A 16,132-nucleotide genomic window follows, 5' to 3' on the forward strand; every position below is an offset into this window, starting at 1 on the left:
CTCCCTGCCTTACACCAGATCGCGCGTGGGGATCTTCACCACGACTTTGCGGATCGGACCGGGCTGACTGACCGCGCAGTTAGGACGATGAATATCCTGAGGAAAAAATACGGCGAACGTGCCGGGCAGCATCCGTACCAGGGTTTCATCGGGGGCATGTTGATAAAAAACGATGTCGCGTTCGCTGTCGTAAGGCTGATGCACCGCCAGATCCAGCGGTTGTGTGGCGACGCCGATCACTTCTTCGCCTGCCACCAGATACTGCACGTCGATGTGATAGCGGTGCGCCTCCGGGTAATTCTCTGCGGCGGGAACCGTGTGCAGATCTAACACCTGTACGACCCAGCCGGTTTCTTCGTCCTGATAACGGCCGGCGGCCATGTTTGCCAGATCATGACCGGCGAGGTAGGCCAGAGCATGAGCAATCGCGGCGGGATAGTGACGGGGATCGGTATTGGCAAGGTGTCCGGTAATCATGATGCCTTCTCCTGTAGCGCCTGAATGCGCGCCCAGACGCGCTCATCAACCGGAATACCCAGGCGTTCGTTTTCTTCACGCAGTGGCGGGAATTTGTCACCCGGCAGGCGAATCGCCTGTGTGCTGTCAGCCGGTTCCGCACCGGTGATGGATGCGCGAATACGATCGAGTTTTTGCTGGCGGGTTTCGCCCGGAATGAGCCGATCGACGTCGATGGCGATAAACACCTGAGAAATGCCAAATTCATCGCCGTTGTCGTGAGTGACTTCAGTCACGGAGGCGCCGTTAGAGAGCAGGGTGGCCAGCATATCCAGCACCACAGACAGCGCTGAGCCTTTCCAGTAACCCATTGGTAAAATGCGGCGGTTTTTTTCCAGCGTGGCCGGATCGCGGGTGTAGTTGCCCTCATCATCAAAGCCGCCATCGACCGGCAGGCTTTTCCCCGCCAGGCGATTCACTTCCAGCATGCCGTAGGAGAACATCGACATGGACATATCCACCATCGTAACCGGCTCGCCCGGTACCGCGATAATCAGCGGATTGGTGCCGATCGCGCAGCTTTTTGCGCCCCAGGGCGGCATTACGGCAATGGAGTTGGTCCAGCAGATGCCGACAAAGCCCTTTTCCGCCGCCTGCCAGCCATAGCTACCCCCGCGCATCCAGTGATTGGCATTGCGTAAGGCCACCAGCCCAATGCCGTGTTCCGTGGCCAGCGCCATCGCGCGGTCCATCATGCTATGGGCGGTGATATTGCCGATGGCGCGTTGCGCATCCCACTGCTCAATCGCACCCAGCGACAGGACTTTTTGCGCATCCGCATCGGGAATAATGTGGCCGGCATCCAGTTGCTGAATAAAACGCGGGAAGCGGTTAACGCCATGGGAATAGACGCCGTTAAGACTGGTTTCAGTAAACATGTGCGCGCAGGCCTCGGCTTTGGCCTGCGGCACGTTGCGGCTGAGGAGTACGCGAAGAAACTCCTGATACAACTGCTGATAGCTGATTCTCATCTGACTGATACTCCCCGCGTCTTATTTATTTCATAATGTGGAATGTCATTTCAACTAAATGCTATGGGGAAAAATGCAGCGAGTCAAAGAAATGACTCAAAAATTATTTCATTTAAATCAGAAGGATATAATTAATTCTGACTTCTGTGATCTTGGGCTTTTTTGCCCGATTCCGGCCACAGTCAGGCCGGTCAGCTGAGAGACAGCTGACCTGTTTTGCTCTGCTTTTCGCCCTGCCTGTGCAGGGGCGTTAGCGTAGCGTTACCCGGTAGAGTGAAGTGTTGGCTGTGATATAAAGTTCATCATTATTCGGTCCGCCAAAGGTGCAGTTGGATACCGTTTCAGGAATCGGGATTTTGCCTTTACGGTTTCCGCTGCTGTCGAAAATAATCACGCCGTCAGCGCAGCTACAGTAAATATCGCCGTTGGCATCCACACAAAATCCGTCCGGGAAACCGGGTGAGACATCGGCAAAAAATTGCCCTGCAGACAACGTGCGACCGTCCACTTTATAGGTGCGCAACTCATGGCGGCCGAGCGTCGGGAAATCCACCACCGACATGTCCGCCACGTACAGCACGCTTTCATCAGGCGAGAACGCCAGCCCGTTTGGCCGCTGCAGATCGCTGGCGGCAATGCTGAGCTGCCCGCTTTCCGGATCAAAACAGTAGAGATAGCAGCCGATCACCTGGCTGGGAGCCAGGTAACCCTCATGATCGCTGACGATCCCGTAAGGCGGATCGGTAAACCAGATGGTGCCGTCGGAGCGGATCGCCAGATCGTTAGGCGAGTTAAACCGCTTGCCCTCGACTTTATCCACCAGCACGTTCACCGTACCGTCTGTTTCTGTCCGGCTGATAGCCCGGCGACCGTGTTCGCAACTGACCACGCGTCCCTGATGGTCGCGGGCATTGCCATTGGCATAGTGAGAATGATGACGCCAGATACTCAGCTCGCCATTGCGCTGCCAGCAGTACATACGGTTGCCTTTGACATCGCTAAATACCACCCCATCCAGCGCCGGTAACCAGACTGGGCCTTCGGCCCAGGTGGCAGGGGAGCACAGTTTTTCTACCTGCATGATGCTGGCCTCCGTTACTTCACGCCCCAGATAGCTTTGTAATGGTCCTGATAGCCGTTTTCCGGATCGTAGTGGTTCTGCGGTCCGCCATCCCGGCTGATATTTTCCGGTGTAATCAGGTGCGCAGGCGTGACATAGCCTGACGGGGGCTGTCCGGCGAAGGCGCGGTTGAACTCATCCAGCAGTTGCCAGCCATGCAGTTTCAGCGGTTCAGCGACGGTCGCGACCTGGCTTTCACCATTGCGAATGCGCTGGAAGGCCGACACCGAGCCGTCGCCTGCCGAGATGTTATATGGCGCGTTTTTGCCGCCTTTCCCTGCGGTTTTCAGCGCGGGTGCCATAAAGTCAAAATAAAGGTCATTAATCGCCAGCGAGTACTGCCAGCGGTCACCGTACTTCTGTAACAGGCTAAAGGTCAGCGACGGCATACGGTTAGAGGTATCGGCCAGCGGCGTGTCAATAAAGTCGATGACTTTACACTCGCTGCACTTCTCAATTTCCTGCTTCATCGCATTGGCTTTATCCAGCGCGATTTTGTACAGCGAGTCGGTGAAGATAATCACCTGCGCTTTGCCGCCTGACTTCACAATGGCGTACTGCGCCGCCAGACGGGCAACCTCATTAGAATCGGACGTAATGTTATCGGTGATCCCGTACTGCTTAATCGGGCCCGGCTGAGGCTCTGCGTGCCAGGCCATCAGCACGATTTTTTGCTGCAGGGCTTTTTTCAGCGGCATTTTGGCGACGTTCGGGTTCCAGCCGCCGATAACGATACCGTCAGGGCGCTGGGCAATCGCCTGATTCAGCGCCGCCAGTTGATCTTTGACAGAGCCTGCGCCGTCCAGCGTATCCAGCGTCCAGCCAGCCACTTTCGCCGCTTCGCTCAGGCCTTGCTGAACGCCCTGCACACCGCCGTTTTTCATATCCGAGGCGATAAAGATCAGTTTCTTTTTAGGCTGTAGCGTTGGCCCGGTCGTCGGACCGTCCCAGGTCGTGGCGCTGGCCGTCGCTTTGGCCACGGCCGCTGTCGCCTGATCGAGATAGCTGTCTGCATGGGCTGGTAAGGTGGCGACCAGCATGGCGATGAGAGAAAGACCAAATACCGGATTTTTCATAATGAGTTCCCTGGTGTGATGGTTTTTTGCTGTGAGTCAGGTGTGGTCGCCGGCGTGCTCTGACTGCGCACGACGGCTTTTTGATTCAACATACGGCGGCGCTGAGCGTAGCCGGCCAGCGTAATCGACAGCAGCAACGTGGCACCGTTAAACAGCGGTTCCACCCAGAACGCGCCGCCAAACTGCTGAATACCGGCAATCCCGATAGCCAGGATAGCGATGCCGACCACGGTGCCCCAGACGTTTACCCGTCCCGGACGAATGGTGGTACTGCCCAGAAAAGCCCCGACCAGCGCAGGCAGCAGGTAATCCATCCCGACGCTGGCCTGGCCGACGCCCTGTTCCGCCGCAATCAGCACCCCACTGAAGCCGGTGATCACACTGGAGGCGATAAACGCGCCGATCACGTATTTATTCACGGCAATACCGTTGAGGCGCGCGGCGACGGGGTTACCGCCCACGGCATACATGCACCTTCCCAGTGGCGTGTGCTCAGTGATCAGCCACAATACCAGCGCCAGGCCCAGCACATAGAAGGCACCAATCGGAATGCCAAACACTTCGGTACTGTGCAGCGCACTAAAGGCATCCGGTAAGTCACCAACAATTTGGCGACCGCCGGAGTGCCACAACGCAATGGCATACAGCACCGTGCCGGAACCGAGCGTGGCGACGAAGCTGTCGATATCCGCCAGCGCCACCAGAATGCCGTTCAGCAGGCCATACAGCGCCGACAAGACCAGCACTGTCAGCACCGCCATCTGCCAGGAAAAGCCGTATTCCACCTGAAGCGTAATGGCCAGGATGTGCCACAGCACGATCCCGAAACCGACGTTCAGGTCGATTTTGCCCACAATCATCGGCAAGGTGGCGGCCAGCGCCAGCAGGGCGATTTTGGCCTTACTGGACAGAATGGCCTGCACGGTGAGCAGGGATGCGAAAGTCGGGGACAGTACCGAAAACAGTAACGCCAGCAGCACACATAACAACAGTAATCCGTAGCGGGTGACGACCTGCATCGACCACGGCGCAAAACCATGCTGAGCAAGGCTGACCCGTTGTTCAAGTGCAGTAGATTTCACCGAGGTTTTAGACATAGCGTTTCTCCTGACTGCCTTTTCAGACGGTAGCGAAGGGGGCAGCAGAGCTGGCTGAGGCCAGCTCCAGTAAATTAGCAAAAGTAACCTGTTCGTTTTTCAGTTCACCCACTACCTGGCCCCGGTTAAACACCAACGCGCGGTTACAGATATGCGCGATTTCCTCCAGGTCATTCGAGATCACCAGCACTGCCACGCCGTCTGCCAGCGCTTTGTTGAGCAGGTGATAAATTTCTTCGCGCGCGCCCACGTCGACGCCCGCAGTGGGATCTTCAAGAATCAGCAACGGGGCATTGAGGTGCATCCAGCGGGCCATCACCACTTTTTGCTGGTTGCCACCGGACAGGGCGCTGATATCCAGATCCACGTTTTTAGGGCGTACGTCGAAAAGCTGCACTTTCCACCAGCTGGCACCCACCTCCGCGCGGCGACCATAATGGGACATCACCCGGTGCCCGCTCGCGCAGGGGTTGAGAAACAGGTTTTCACGCACGCTCATCGACATAACCAGACTTTCACCGGTGCGATCGCCTGCCACAAACGAGATGCCTGCCGCCATAGCCTCGCGAGGCGATCGGGAATGGCAGGGCTTGTCGCGAAAAATGACCTGGCCCTGGGTAGCCTGTTTCAGGCCAAACAGCATCCGACCAATCTCTTCCTGACCGGCACCACGCAGGCCGGCCAGCGCCAGCATTTCGCCGGGTTGCAGACTGAACGAGACCGGGCCCACTTCATCAATGCAGAGCTGATCCAGTGACAGCACGGGCGGACGCCCCTCAGGCAGCACAAGGCGCTGATTGCTTTCCAGCGCTTCGCCGACAATCATTTCAACCAGATCGTGCAACCTGTAGTCTGCCGTGTTGCCCTCTGCGACGCGTTTACCGTCCCGCATCACACAAATGCGATCGGCAATTTCAATCACCTCATCCAGACGGTGAGTCACGTAAATCATGCCGACGTTGCGACTTTTCAGGCGTTCTATCACGCTAAACAGATGCCGTACGTCATTGGCGGGTAACGAGGCGGTCGGTTCGTCCAGTACCAGTACTTGCGCGTTGACGGCCACCGCGCGGGCAATGGCCAGCAGCGATTTCTCCGTGCGTGACAGTTCAAATACGCGGGCATCGGGATCGAGCTGAATACCGACGTCTTCCAGCGCTAAACGTGCCCGTTCACGCACGGCCCGCCAGTTAATCAGGCCCAGGCGACGGTTGAAGCCCATGATCAGCGCCATATTTTCCGCCACCGTCATCCACTCGATCAGCCCCAGATCCTGATGAATAAAGGCGACAGGCTGGCTGGTGGCGGTTTTTAGCGCGGCCGCTGAGGGGATGGGGTTGCCATTAAAGGTTATCTGGCCTTCGTCGCTGGTATAAACGCCGGCCAGTACCTTGATCAGCGTCGATTTACCCGCACCGTTTTCACCTAACAGCGCGACCACTTCGCCCGGAAAGACATCCAGGCTTACGTCATTGACGGCAGGGTTCCCCCCGAAACGTTTGGTGATATGGCTTAGTGTCAGGACCGGTTTATCCGGGTTAGTTTGCATTCCAGCCTCCCGTGACGCCTGGTGAGTAGTGGCAGCAAGCGTGGTGACGCGCTCTTGCTGATTTCAACATGTGAAATACTATTCCAAAAAATACTATCCCTGAAAATGCGGAAAAGCAAAGAAGCGAGGCGACTATTTCCTCATTAGAAACATAGGGTTAAAATATTGTTTTGAAATTGTGATGAACAGCGCAATTCCTGCCAGGCGGAATGCGATCGCCAGGCCACACTAAAAAAGCGAAAGATTCCCAGTTGTTATGCCATGAGTTAACATCATGCGATAGTGCGCTCAGGAAGTCAGAAACGGAGAGGATCGGCGGATGGTGGGTAAAGTGGATAAAGCGAAGGAAAATAAAAACGATAAGCCGTTGGGAACACAGAGTCTGTTTCGTGGCCTTCAGTTAATTGAGTTACTGAGCAATTTCCCGAACGGTTGCCCGCTGGCCCATCTCGCTGAGCTGTCCGGCATGAATAAAAGCACCGTCCACCGCCTGTTACAGGGGCTGCACAGCAGTGGCTATGTCACCCAGGCCCCGTCGCCTGGCAGCTATCGCCTGACGACCAAATTTATTTCGGTCGGTCAGAAAGCGCTGTCATCGCTCAATATCATCCACGTAGCCGGACCGCATCTGGAAAAGCTCAACCTGGACGTGGGCGAAACGGTTAACTTTTCCAGCCGTGAAGACGATCATGTTGTATTGATCAATAAACTGGAACCCACCACCGGCATGATGCGCACACGCGCCTACATCGGGCAGCATATGCCGCTCTATTGCTCGGCGATGGGCAAAATTTTTCTGGCCTGGGGCAGTGAAGAGTACCTGCTGCACTACTGGCAAAGCCATCAGGACAGCATTGAGCAACTGACAAAAAACACCATCACCACCTTGCCCGAGATGCAGCAGGAACTGAGAGATATTCTGCAGCAGCGCACCGCGATGGATCGCGAAGAGAACGAGCTGGGCGTGACCTGTATCGCCGCGCCGGTATTTGATATTCAGCAGCGCGTTCCCTATGCGGTGTCGGTCTCGCTGCCAACGGCCAAGCTGCAACAGATTGGGGCAAAAAACCTGATGGCGAAGGTGGTAGCGACCGCCCAGGCGATCTCACACGAGCTGGGCGCTTCCGCCTGAGCCCTGGGCAGCGGCCCGCCTGGCACGCATCCTGCGTTATCCGTTTTCAGGCGGGATACTGTCGCCCGCGCCAAGTGTCCGCTGCATCAATACCGTGTCCAGCCAGCGCCCGTGTTTGTAGCCTACGGAGGTTAGCGTACCGGCCACGGTGAAGCCCGCCGATCGGTGCAGAGCGATGGAGGCCGCGTTGGCGCTGTCGCCCACATTCCCGACCATCTGGCGAAAGCCCCGGCTTTCAGCCCAGTCAATCGCGTGCGCCAGCAGGCGTTTACCCACACCTTTCCCCTGAAAAGCCGGATGGATATAAAGGGAATCTTCCAGGGTAAAACGATAAGCCGGGCGCGGACGATAAAAGCCCAGATAACAGTAACCGCAAACCTGGCCGTCTTCGATGGCCACAAACCAGGGCAGTCCGGCGGCACGGATTTTTTCTAACCGGCTGGCGAGTTCGGCTTCATCAGGCGGATCCAGTTCAAAACTGCCCGTGCCATGCACAACATGGTGAGCATAAATCTGTTGCAGGGCGGGAATGTGGTCATCCTGCGCGAGCGTGATGTGCATTCTGCGATTCCGGAGTGAGCCAGTAAGGATCATGACAATACAAAAGACAGGCAGGAAAGGCTACCGGCCTGTTTTGCCGGGTAAGATCCCTGTCGCAGGACGGGGCGTCAGATACCACTCCTGCCAGGCGCGGTTTATCGCTTTTGCACCTACCAGACGGCACCTGGGCAGGCTAAGTCCCTGATACAGGAGGTGATAGCGACGGCGATTGCCCGGCGTCACCCAGGTGATATGCCTGAGCATGGCGAGATTGATGTGATCGGTGCTGCCTTGCAGCGCCCCGGCACGCGGCGTGGTGGCACAGCAGCGCCGGATATAACGCAGTAAACTGACAGGCATCGCGAGATCCAGCAGGATATAGCCTGTTGCGCGCGCCAGTCTTTCGGGCAGGCAGCGCGTATAATTGCCTTCGATAACCCAGCGTTCTGCACTTATTGCCTCGCGGTGAAGCTGTAAAAACACGGCGTGCTCTCTGGGCTGCCAGTCGGTATTGGGCTGGTGATAAAGCTGATCGAGATGAATAACGGGCAGCGACTGCTTTTCCGCAATCGCCACGGCCAGGGTAGATTTACCGCTGTTTGAGGGGCCCATGATACAAATGCGCGGACCCAGATGTGCAAGCGGCGGCAACGGTGTCATCAGGCGAAACCTCCGTCAAGGCTGTGTTTGCGCCTCAGTATACGCGGAAAATGTGCGCCAGCCATCGTGCCTCAGGGCCGGTTGGGGTCAGACCGATCCCGCTTTCTCGATCACCAGTACGCGCGCTTCGCCCTGTGGATGGGCAACATGTTCCGTGCCCACGCTGGCATAAAAAATATCCCCTGTCTGCAAGCGCACTGTCCTGATGTCTCCGTTTTCCTTGTAGTGCATCTCTACACAGCCATCCATCACCGCAAAAACTTCCTGACCGTCATTGATGTGCCACTTGTAGGGTTGATCCGTCCAGTGAAGCCGTACGGTTGTGCCATCAAAGTTAGCGATGTCGAGTGCACCCCAGGCCCGGTCGGCCGAGAACGCTTTGCTGATATAGGTTTTCATGGTTTTTCCGTTATGCGCAGTGGTAAGACATGGATGAGGTTATACCGCGTGAAGTGAGGCGGGGCTTGCAAAAAATTGCGGAAAACTGAGGCGAATCAACAGAGCAGGTACGGGATAAAAGCGTCAGGGCAGGCAGGAAAGCAGACCTGCCCTGCGGGCAGGTCTGAAGGGCGGATCAGAAATTCACGTTAGCGCTGATTCCGCCGACAAAGGCATCTTTCACGTCGCTAACGGCACCCGGCGCAACAACGTATTGCAGGTTAGGACGCAGTTGCAGCCATTTGGTCAGCTGCGCGTTGTAATAGATTTCATAGTTGTACTCCGAACCGTCCTGAACAGGCAGATAGGTCGGGCTGTTAAAATCGGTCTGCCCGCTGGCGTCGTTCTGTTCACGCAGCGAACGCGTGTAGGCGCTGTTGACGTGAATACGCGCCGCGCCGATGCCAATCTCATCCTGCGGACGGGCATCGAACGGTCCTTTCCAGGTGAAGCTGACGGACTGATAGTTATCGGTTTTCGAGGTTTTATGGTCGTTCATCACCGCCTGAACCGTCACGCCCAGACCCCGGCTGGCATCGCCGCCCTGCGCCGTCAACTGCTGCTGCAACAGGACATAGCCGCCGTAAGCATGATTTTTGCGCTGGTAAGCGCCGTCACGCCAGCTGCCATAGTTGTCGCCATTTGCGGACGAGTAGTAATAGCCGATACGATAGTTACCCGGCAACTTGTCGGGGCCTAACGTCGGTTTCCAGCCTAACTCGACCGGCACCAGATTCCCCTCTGAGTTGCTGGTATCCAGCCGGAAACCATCGCCACGGTCGTAATTCGCACGGTTTTGATTGTAGAAACCGACCTGGAAGAACACCTCTGGCGTAACGTTGACTTTTAGCCTGCCGCCCCACTGCGAAACCGGCCAGTTAAACCAGCGATCGCCGCGCCAGTTACCGGCCTGGCCGCTGCCAAACGCCAGGTTCTGGAACTTGCTGTCGAAGTTATCGAAATCTTCGCCGACGGTAACGCGTCCGGCTTTCAGATTGACCGTGTTATCGAACAGGCCTTTGCTTAACCAGAATTGCGTCAGGCGCCACGTCTGGCCACGACCGTACACCTCCTGGGTAGAAGAGAGCATCCCGGTGCGGCGATCGGCCACCTGATCGGAGATGTTGCGGCCATTGCGATCGGTAATGGTGACCTGGAACTGCGTATCCTGCCAGTCGAGGAGTTTTTGCAGATCGAAATTGGCACCAAACGCCCACTGGTCGCTGTAGCGCATCGAGGTATGGCTGTCAGCTCCGCCACCCAGATTGGCGGCACTTTCCATGGTGTAGTTAACATCTAACTTAATGCCGTCGTTTTCTAACTGCGTTCGGTTACCGCCCCAGTCGCCAAACAGGTAAGGTGAGTCATAGCTAAAGGCATCGGCGGCCAGCGCGGAGGCGCTCAGCATCGCAAACATCAGGCTGCCAGCGGCCAGGCGAGGCATAAACTGCACTGCTTTTTTTGTATTCATCAGCGTTATTCTTTATGAAATGACAGGAAAAGACAGGGCAGAGAATAATGCTGACTAAATGTCAATTTTTGCAAATCTGTGCGTATGTAACTGCAAAGTGGTAAGGAATTAACGCAATTGTGACAGTTATCGCTGAATGAATATTTTTATAGCTAAAAAGGCATTTATTGCGAGGCAAAGTAAAAGGGATGCCGCGGCATCCCCGGAGGTTTTATGGCCTGCTGGCCTGGGACAGCTCTTCAATTTCTTGCTTGCTCAGCGTCAACTCAGTGGCTTTGACCAGTTCATCAAGCTGCGACAAGGAGGTCGCGCTGACGATAGGGGAGGTAATACTCGGGCGCGCGATGAGCCAGGCCAGCGCCACCTGCGTGGCTGACGCATCATGTGACGCCGCCACGTCTTCCAGCGCTTCAACAATGCGTTTACCGCGTTCATTCAGGTACTTATCTACAATACCCTGACCGCGCGCGCTCTTGCTGGCATCCTGCGGTTTTTTATATTTGCCGCTGAGAAAGCCGCTGGCCAGCGCGTAGTAGTTGATCACGCCAAGCTGATTCTCTCGCGCTACCTGCTCCAGCTCGCTTTCATATTCTTCACGGTCGTAAAGGTTGTAGAGCGGTTGCAGGGTTTCGTAACGCGCCAGCCCATGCTGTTTGCTGATGTCCAGCGCCTCCTGCAGTCGCGCGGCGCTGTAGTTGGAGGCCCCAATAGCCCGGACTTTGCCGGCTTTGATCAGAGCGTCAAAGGCGCTTAACGTGTCGGTCAGTGGCGTGGTTTCATCATCGCGATGCGCCTGATAGAGGTCGATCACGTCGGTTTGCAGACGGCGCAGCGAGTCCTCGACGGCCTGGCGAATATACCCAGGTTTCAGTCCCTGCTTCTCCGGTGACATTTCGATGCCGACTTTGGTCGCCAGCACTATTCTGTCGCGTTTACCGCTTTTCTTCAGCCATTTGCCGATGATGGTTTCGGATTCGCCCCCCTGATTGCCGGGCGCCCAGCGTGAATAGACATCGGCGGTATCGATAAAGAACAGTCCTTTTTCCACCAGCGCGTCGAGCAGAGAAAACGAGGTTTTCTCGTCTACCGTCCAGCCAAAGACATTGCCGCCAAAGGTCAGAAGCGGCACAGAGAGGCCGCTGTTGCCGAGGGGGCGGGTTTTAGGCTGCGTCATAGCATTCTCCTTTATTAAACGTATCAGGTGTACTTATCAGCTTAGCAAAGGTAAATCGACAGCTTTTCATTCGGTTTGTCCGCCAGTGCGGCATAACAAGGTAGCAAAGGTCACTTTTACCGCTGGCACGGCAGCGCCCGTCCTGAAACGTGCAGGCACACAGCTCCGCGAATGCCAGAAAACCCGATACCGTAAAGCGAGGGATTTTACATTCAGAAATCTGGCTTTACCGACGTGGACAAAATCGTTGCTGACGGGCCTTAGGGCTTGGGGTTATAAGAATACCGGGCTGGTGTGATGCGACCTTCACGATGATCGGGCAAAACGTCACAGGAGACGTGGCACTGATGAAACCTCATAATCTGTCTGGCTTCACATCCACGCCGCGACGTCGGTTCTTAAAACGCAGCGCGGCGCTGTTGCTGGGTTCCGCATTGCCGATACCGGCCTTCGCGGCCGAACCGGCTTTCCCCCCCTTAAAGCGCATAGCCGCGCAGCGTCATCTTCTGTTTGGGTTCGCGGTCCGGCCCGAGCGTTTGCGGTCCGATGCGCATTACCGGCAGTTTGTGGCCAGCCAGGCCAATATTATTGTTCCGGAAAACGCGCTGAAGTGGGTGGTCGTTCAGCCTGAGCAGAATCGCTACGATTTTTCTGGCCCGGATACGCTTGCCGCCTTTGCCAGAGCGCAGGGCCTGCTGCTACGTGGGCATACCTTTTGCTGGCACCGCGCGGTGCCGGACTGGCTGCTGGCGATTCGCGATGCCACGCTGCTGGAAAAAGTGTTGAGAGACCATATTCATACCGTCGCGGGGCGCTATCGGGGACAGATACAGAGCTGGGACGTGGCGAACGAGATTATCAACCTGTCTGACGGTTTGCCTGGCGGATGGCGCAACAGTTTCTGGTATCAACGTCTGGGGACGCGTTATCTGGATATCGCCTGTGACGCGCTGCATCAGACCGATCCTCACGCCGTCATTTGCTATAACGATTACGGGCTGGAAAGCGACCATGACAACGCGCAACGAAAACGCGACGCTGTGCTGGCGCTGCTACGCAATTTGCAGGACAGACAGATCCCCATTGGTGCGCTGGGCATTCAGTCTCATCTCAAGGCCGGTCCGCAGTACGCGTCTGGTCCGGGACTGGCGACATTTATTCGTGAAGTGAAAGCGCTGGGACTGGCCGTGTATATCACCGAACTGGATGTTGATGACAGCCGCCTGCCGATGGCGCGCCGCGCCATGGCGGTCGCCAGCACCTATAAGCGCTATCTTTCGCTTGTGCTGGAAGCCGGTGTCGACGCAGTGCTCACGTGGGGTGTCTGGGACACGCCCCACCGGACGGCGGCGACGCCGAAGGCAAGCGATGAGCTGGCCACCGGACCGTTGCTGTTTGCTAAAGACGGCCAAATCAAAGACGCCAGCTGGGCAGCGCTGCATGCGCTACGCTGATTAACGCGTTGCGGGTGCCGCTCTGGCGGCAATCCACTGTCGATAACGCGCGGGTGTCATCGCCATCACCTGATTAAACGCTTTGCGAAAGCTGCTTTCGTCAGAATAGCCACAATCGGCGGCCACCTTACGGATGCTTACGGTGGGGTTTTCCAGGAGAAGACAGGCACCTTCAATGCGGACCCGGGTAATAAACGCCTTAGGACTTTCGCCGGTCAGCATTTTCATTTTACGGTGCAACGTACGTTCGCTGGTATGTAACGCAGAGGCCAGCCGTTCTGCCGTGATGCCTGGCTGTTGATAGCGAATAATCTCTTCCGCCCGCATCAGCAACGGGTGCTGAGTGTTAATAAACCCGGGCGGCGCATACAAACGTTGCGACACGGGCTGGGCATCGGCAACGGCCATATCAGCAACCTGTCTGGAGACGTCCGCCCCCAGTATCCTGTGCAGCAAATGCAACGTGAGCGCGCTCCACGAGAGTGGGCCACCCGTAGTAATGATATTTTCCTGTTGTTCGAGCGTTTTTCCCCATACCGGACGCGCATCCGGATAGCGCTCCCGCAGGGTTGGAAACAGCCACCAGGTGGTGGTACAACGCCGACGACTGAGCAGCCCCGCTTCGCCCAGCACCAGACAGCCCGCGCAGGCGGCACCGACGATGGCACCCTGATGGTACATTTTTTTTATCCAGTTCCCCGCCTGTATGACCGCCTCCGGATGGTGCGGAAACCGATCGCGGCCCAACGCCATTCCCCCGACCAGGACGATATCTGACGCCTCTGCCTGGCTGAAATCAGCATCGACATGTAGCCATCGCCCCTGCGCATCGCGCACGGGCTGGCCATCAGCACTTACGATTTGGACCTCCAGCGGCGCGCGGGTCAGTTGCGCCGCAGTATCGGGGCGAGACGCAATCACCTGGCGCGCAATCCATAAGGTGTCACAAAAGCCGTTGACGGCAGAAGGCAGGCTGCCTTCCAGCGCCACAATCGCTATGCGCATAGCCAGTCACTCCTTATGGCGAGTTTTGCCTGTTAGTTGTCTTATTCGCCATCTTACACGCTCTTTTCGCCCGATCTACCATGGTCCGCATGAAAACGACCACAGGAACAGGCGAGATGCGGCGAAAGAGCAGTAAGGCGAAAAGATTAAAGCATGCGGTGCTGCTGGGGCTGACGTTATTGAATGTGCCGCTCGCTGCCCAGGCGACGGTGAAAAACATCGTCTTAGTCCACGGGGCGTTTACTGACGGCTCAGGCTGGCGGGCGGTGATTTCACGCCTTCAGCACAAAGGTTATCACGTCACCGCCGTTCAGAATCCATTGACCTCATTGCAGGATGATGTAAAGGCGACGGAGGCGGTCATTGCGCGTCAGCAAGGCCCGGTGCTGCTGGTTGGGCATTCCTGGGGCGGTGTGGTAGTGGCTGATGCTGGCAACGATTCGCGCGTAAGGGGCATGGTTTTTCTCTCTGCGCTGGTGCCCGACAGTAATGAATCTGCTGCCGGGCTGTTGCAACGACTTCATGCCCCGATGACGGAAATGAGGCCGGATAAACACGGGATGATCTGGCTGGATAATGCCCAACAGTTTGGTGAAATGCTGGCCGGCGACGTGCCTGGTGCGCGGGTGCGCGAACTGGCTGCGGTACAACAACCTGTTGCGGCGAGCGCTTTCACTGACAAGGTGACGCGAGCGGCATGGAAAAGCAAACCCACCTGGTATTTGTTGACCACGCAAGACCGGGCGCTGCCGCCCCGTGTCCAGTCTGACATTGCTGCGCATATTGGCGCACGCGTTCAGCGTCTCGCATCTAGTCATTTATCGCTGGTTTCACATCCTGAACAGGTGGCTGCGTTTATCGATCGCGCGGCCAGAACCCTTCCATCGTCATAGCACCATCACTCTCAGGGGAATCCCATGAACAGATTACTTCATATTGACGCCAGTATTTTCCAGACGCCGTCGGTTACCCGGCAGCTTACCGCGGACATCGTCAGAAAACTGTTGGCAAAGTACCCCGCTGCTCAGGCGACTTACCGTGATGTCGTGGCCGAGGAAATCCGTCCTCTTAACGCGGCCATCGCGGCAGGTTTCAGGGCGGGAAACGACGATAACGTCAGTGAGTACATAGCAAAAGAGCATCGCTTATCTGACCTGCTGGTGGCGGAGTTTCTTGCCAGTGATGTGATAGTCATCGGTGCGCCGATGTACAACTTTTCGGTGCCTGCCCAACTAAAATCCTGGCTGGACCGGATCGCGCAGGCAGGCAAAACATTCAGTTATACGGCACAAGGCCCGGTGGGATTGTCAGGTGGGCGAACCGTGATCGTGGCCTCGGCGCGAGGCGGCTTTTACCACGGCGGTTCCCTTGAAGAGTGGGATTTTCAGGAACGGTATCTGGCCGCTTTTTTTCGGTTTTTAGGCGTTGAGCATATTCATGTTATCCGTGCAGAAGGGGCTTCAAAAGGGGAAGCCATTCAACAGCGTGAAATCGGCAACGCGTTTAATGCCGCCAGCACGCTCATCCAGTCACTTGCGTTGTAATCCACAGGAGAACCTTATGCTTTACATTGTTACGCTGAGTTATCGTGGTGCCGCCGCCGAACGTGAAAAACACAGCGCGGGTCATAAAAGCTGGCTGGTGGAGCACATCAAGACGGGCGAGGTGGTTTTGGCCGGACCGCTGGAAAATCAGCAGGGCGGCGTTGTGCTGTTTCTCGCCTCTGATGAGCAGGCTGTTCGCGACAGGTTGACCGAGGATCCCTTTGTGGCGTTGGGACTGGTTGATGTGGCTGTTACGGGCGTTCATCCAGCCCTGGTTTCTTCTGTGTTTGACGCCGACTGGGGCAGTGAAACGAAGGTCGTTGATATGGCCCACCACGCCTGAAGCCGTTTGCCGCGGAGCAGGGCATCGCTCCGCGGCAGGTCG

General features: G+C 56.6%; 17 protein-coding genes. 5 read left to right on the forward strand and 12 right to left on the reverse strand.

Annotated features, from left to right (window positions below; translation table 11 throughout):
• Positions 1-9: 9 nt before the first annotated feature.
• The 6 genes from RAC90_RS09455 to RAC90_RS09480 form a co-directional block, all read right to left on the reverse strand.
• Entirely contained in the window at positions 10-477 is a 468-nt protein-coding gene (locus RAC90_RS09455; protein WP_054634626.1) for a YhcH/YjgK/YiaL family protein, read from the reverse strand.
• Positions 474-1,487: a 3-dehydro-L-gulonate 2-dehydrogenase gene (gene yiaK, locus RAC90_RS09460; RefSeq protein WP_375096900.1), complete on the reverse strand. Its 1,014-nt coding sequence runs from the start codon at positions 1,485-1,487 to the stop codon at positions 474-476. Before yiaK ends, RAC90_RS09455 begins: the two co-directional genes overlap by 4 nt.
• Before the next feature lie 250 nt (positions 1,488-1,737).
• On the reverse strand, positions 1,738-2,568 hold the full coding sequence (locus tag RAC90_RS09465; protein WP_006121624.1) for an SMP-30/gluconolactonase/LRE family protein: 831 nt from the start codon (positions 2,566-2,568) through the stop codon (positions 1,738-1,740).
• A 14-nt stretch (positions 2,569-2,582) separates the two neighbouring features.
• Entirely contained in the window at positions 2,583-3,683 is a 1,101-nt protein-coding gene (locus tag RAC90_RS09470) for a substrate-binding domain-containing protein (RefSeq protein ID WP_033739103.1), read from the reverse strand.
• Positions 3,680-4,780 (reverse strand): ABC transporter permease, encoded by a 1,101-nt coding sequence (locus tag RAC90_RS09475; RefSeq protein WP_006121622.1) that lies wholly within the window; start codon positions 4,778-4,780, stop codon positions 3,680-3,682. Before RAC90_RS09475 ends, RAC90_RS09470 begins: the two co-directional genes overlap by 4 nt.
• Positions 4,781-4,802: 22 nt before the next feature.
• Positions 4,803-6,329: a sugar ABC transporter ATP-binding protein gene (locus RAC90_RS09480; RefSeq protein WP_039339008.1), complete on the reverse strand. Its 1,527-nt coding sequence runs from the start codon at positions 6,327-6,329 to the stop codon at positions 4,803-4,805.
• Positions 6,330-6,648: 319 nt separating this feature from the next.
• On the opposite strand from RAC90_RS09480, the gene RAC90_RS09485 reads away from it, so the two are divergent.
• Complete coding sequence (locus RAC90_RS09485) at positions 6,649-7,461, forward strand: IclR family transcriptional regulator (RefSeq protein ID WP_006121620.1); 813 nt, start codon at positions 6,649-6,651, stop codon at positions 7,459-7,461.
• A 36-nt stretch (positions 7,462-7,497) separates the two neighbouring features.
• On the opposite strand, the gene RAC90_RS09490 is transcribed toward RAC90_RS09485, so the two are convergent.
• The 5 genes from RAC90_RS09490 to RAC90_RS09510 all read right to left on the reverse strand — a co-directional run bounded on the left by RAC90_RS09490 (position 7,498) and on the right by RAC90_RS09510 (position 11,744).
• On the reverse strand, positions 7,498-8,022 hold the full coding sequence (locus tag RAC90_RS09490; protein WP_205957176.1) for a GNAT family N-acetyltransferase: 525 nt from the start codon (positions 8,020-8,022) through the stop codon (positions 7,498-7,500).
• A gap of 60 nt (positions 8,023-8,082) precedes the next feature.
• Complete coding sequence (locus RAC90_RS09495) at positions 8,083-8,661, reverse strand: AAA family ATPase (protein ID WP_375096901.1); 579 nt, start codon at positions 8,659-8,661, stop codon at positions 8,083-8,085.
• Between the two features lie 87 nt (positions 8,662-8,748).
• Positions 8,749-9,060, reverse strand: coding sequence for a cupin (locus RAC90_RS09500; RefSeq protein ID WP_006121617.1), 312 nt, complete (start codon positions 9,058-9,060; stop codon positions 8,749-8,751).
• A gap of 175 nt (positions 9,061-9,235) precedes the next feature.
• Positions 9,236-10,570, reverse strand: coding sequence for a carbohydrate porin (locus tag RAC90_RS09505; RefSeq protein ID WP_033739112.1), 1,335 nt, complete (start codon positions 10,568-10,570; stop codon positions 9,236-9,238).
• A gap of 211 nt (positions 10,571-10,781) precedes the next feature.
• A complete protein-coding gene (locus RAC90_RS09510) occupies positions 10,782-11,744 on the reverse strand; it encodes an aldo/keto reductase (protein ID WP_058707852.1) in 963 nt (320 codons plus the stop codon).
• Between the two features lie 347 nt (positions 11,745-12,091).
• On the opposite strand from RAC90_RS09510, the gene RAC90_RS09515 reads away from it, so the two are divergent.
• Positions 12,092-13,198: an endo-1,4-beta-xylanase gene (locus RAC90_RS09515; RefSeq protein ID WP_058707853.1), complete on the forward strand. Its 1,107-nt coding sequence runs from the start codon at positions 12,092-12,094 to the stop codon at positions 13,196-13,198.
• On the opposite strand, the gene RAC90_RS09520 is transcribed toward RAC90_RS09515, so the two are convergent.
• Complete coding sequence (locus RAC90_RS09520) at positions 13,199-14,203, reverse strand: GlxA family transcriptional regulator (RefSeq protein WP_054634619.1); 1,005 nt, start codon at positions 14,201-14,203, stop codon at positions 13,199-13,201.
• A gap of 116 nt (positions 14,204-14,319) precedes the next feature.
• Here RAC90_RS09520 and RAC90_RS09525 point away from each other — a divergent pair, with 116 nt between their 5' ends.
• The 3 genes from RAC90_RS09525 to RAC90_RS09535 are packed head-to-tail and all read left to right on the forward strand — an operon-like array spanning position 14,320 to position 16,090.
• Positions 14,320-15,096 carry an alpha/beta fold hydrolase gene (locus RAC90_RS09525; protein ID WP_039339004.1) on the forward strand — a complete coding sequence of 259 codons (777 nt, stop codon included), beginning with the start codon at positions 14,320-14,322 and terminating at the stop codon, positions 15,094-15,096.
• 24 nt (positions 15,097-15,120) lie between these two features.
• On the forward strand, positions 15,121-15,747 hold the full coding sequence (locus RAC90_RS09530; RefSeq protein WP_054688366.1) for an FMN-dependent NADH-azoreductase: 627 nt from the start codon (positions 15,121-15,123) through the stop codon (positions 15,745-15,747).
• Positions 15,748-15,763: 16 nt separating this feature from the next.
• The gene (locus RAC90_RS09535) at positions 15,764-16,090 is read left to right on the forward strand and encodes a YciI family protein (RefSeq protein ID WP_058702368.1); all 327 of its coding nucleotides are present in this window, start codon (positions 15,764-15,766) and stop codon (positions 16,088-16,090) included.
• Positions 16,091-16,132: the final 42 nt, after the last annotated feature.

The organism is Pantoea sp. CS_6 (genome assembly GCF_041954745.1).
GTDB classification, from domain to species: domain Bacteria; phylum Pseudomonadota; class Gammaproteobacteria; order Enterobacterales; family Enterobacteriaceae; genus Pantoea; species Pantoea stewartii.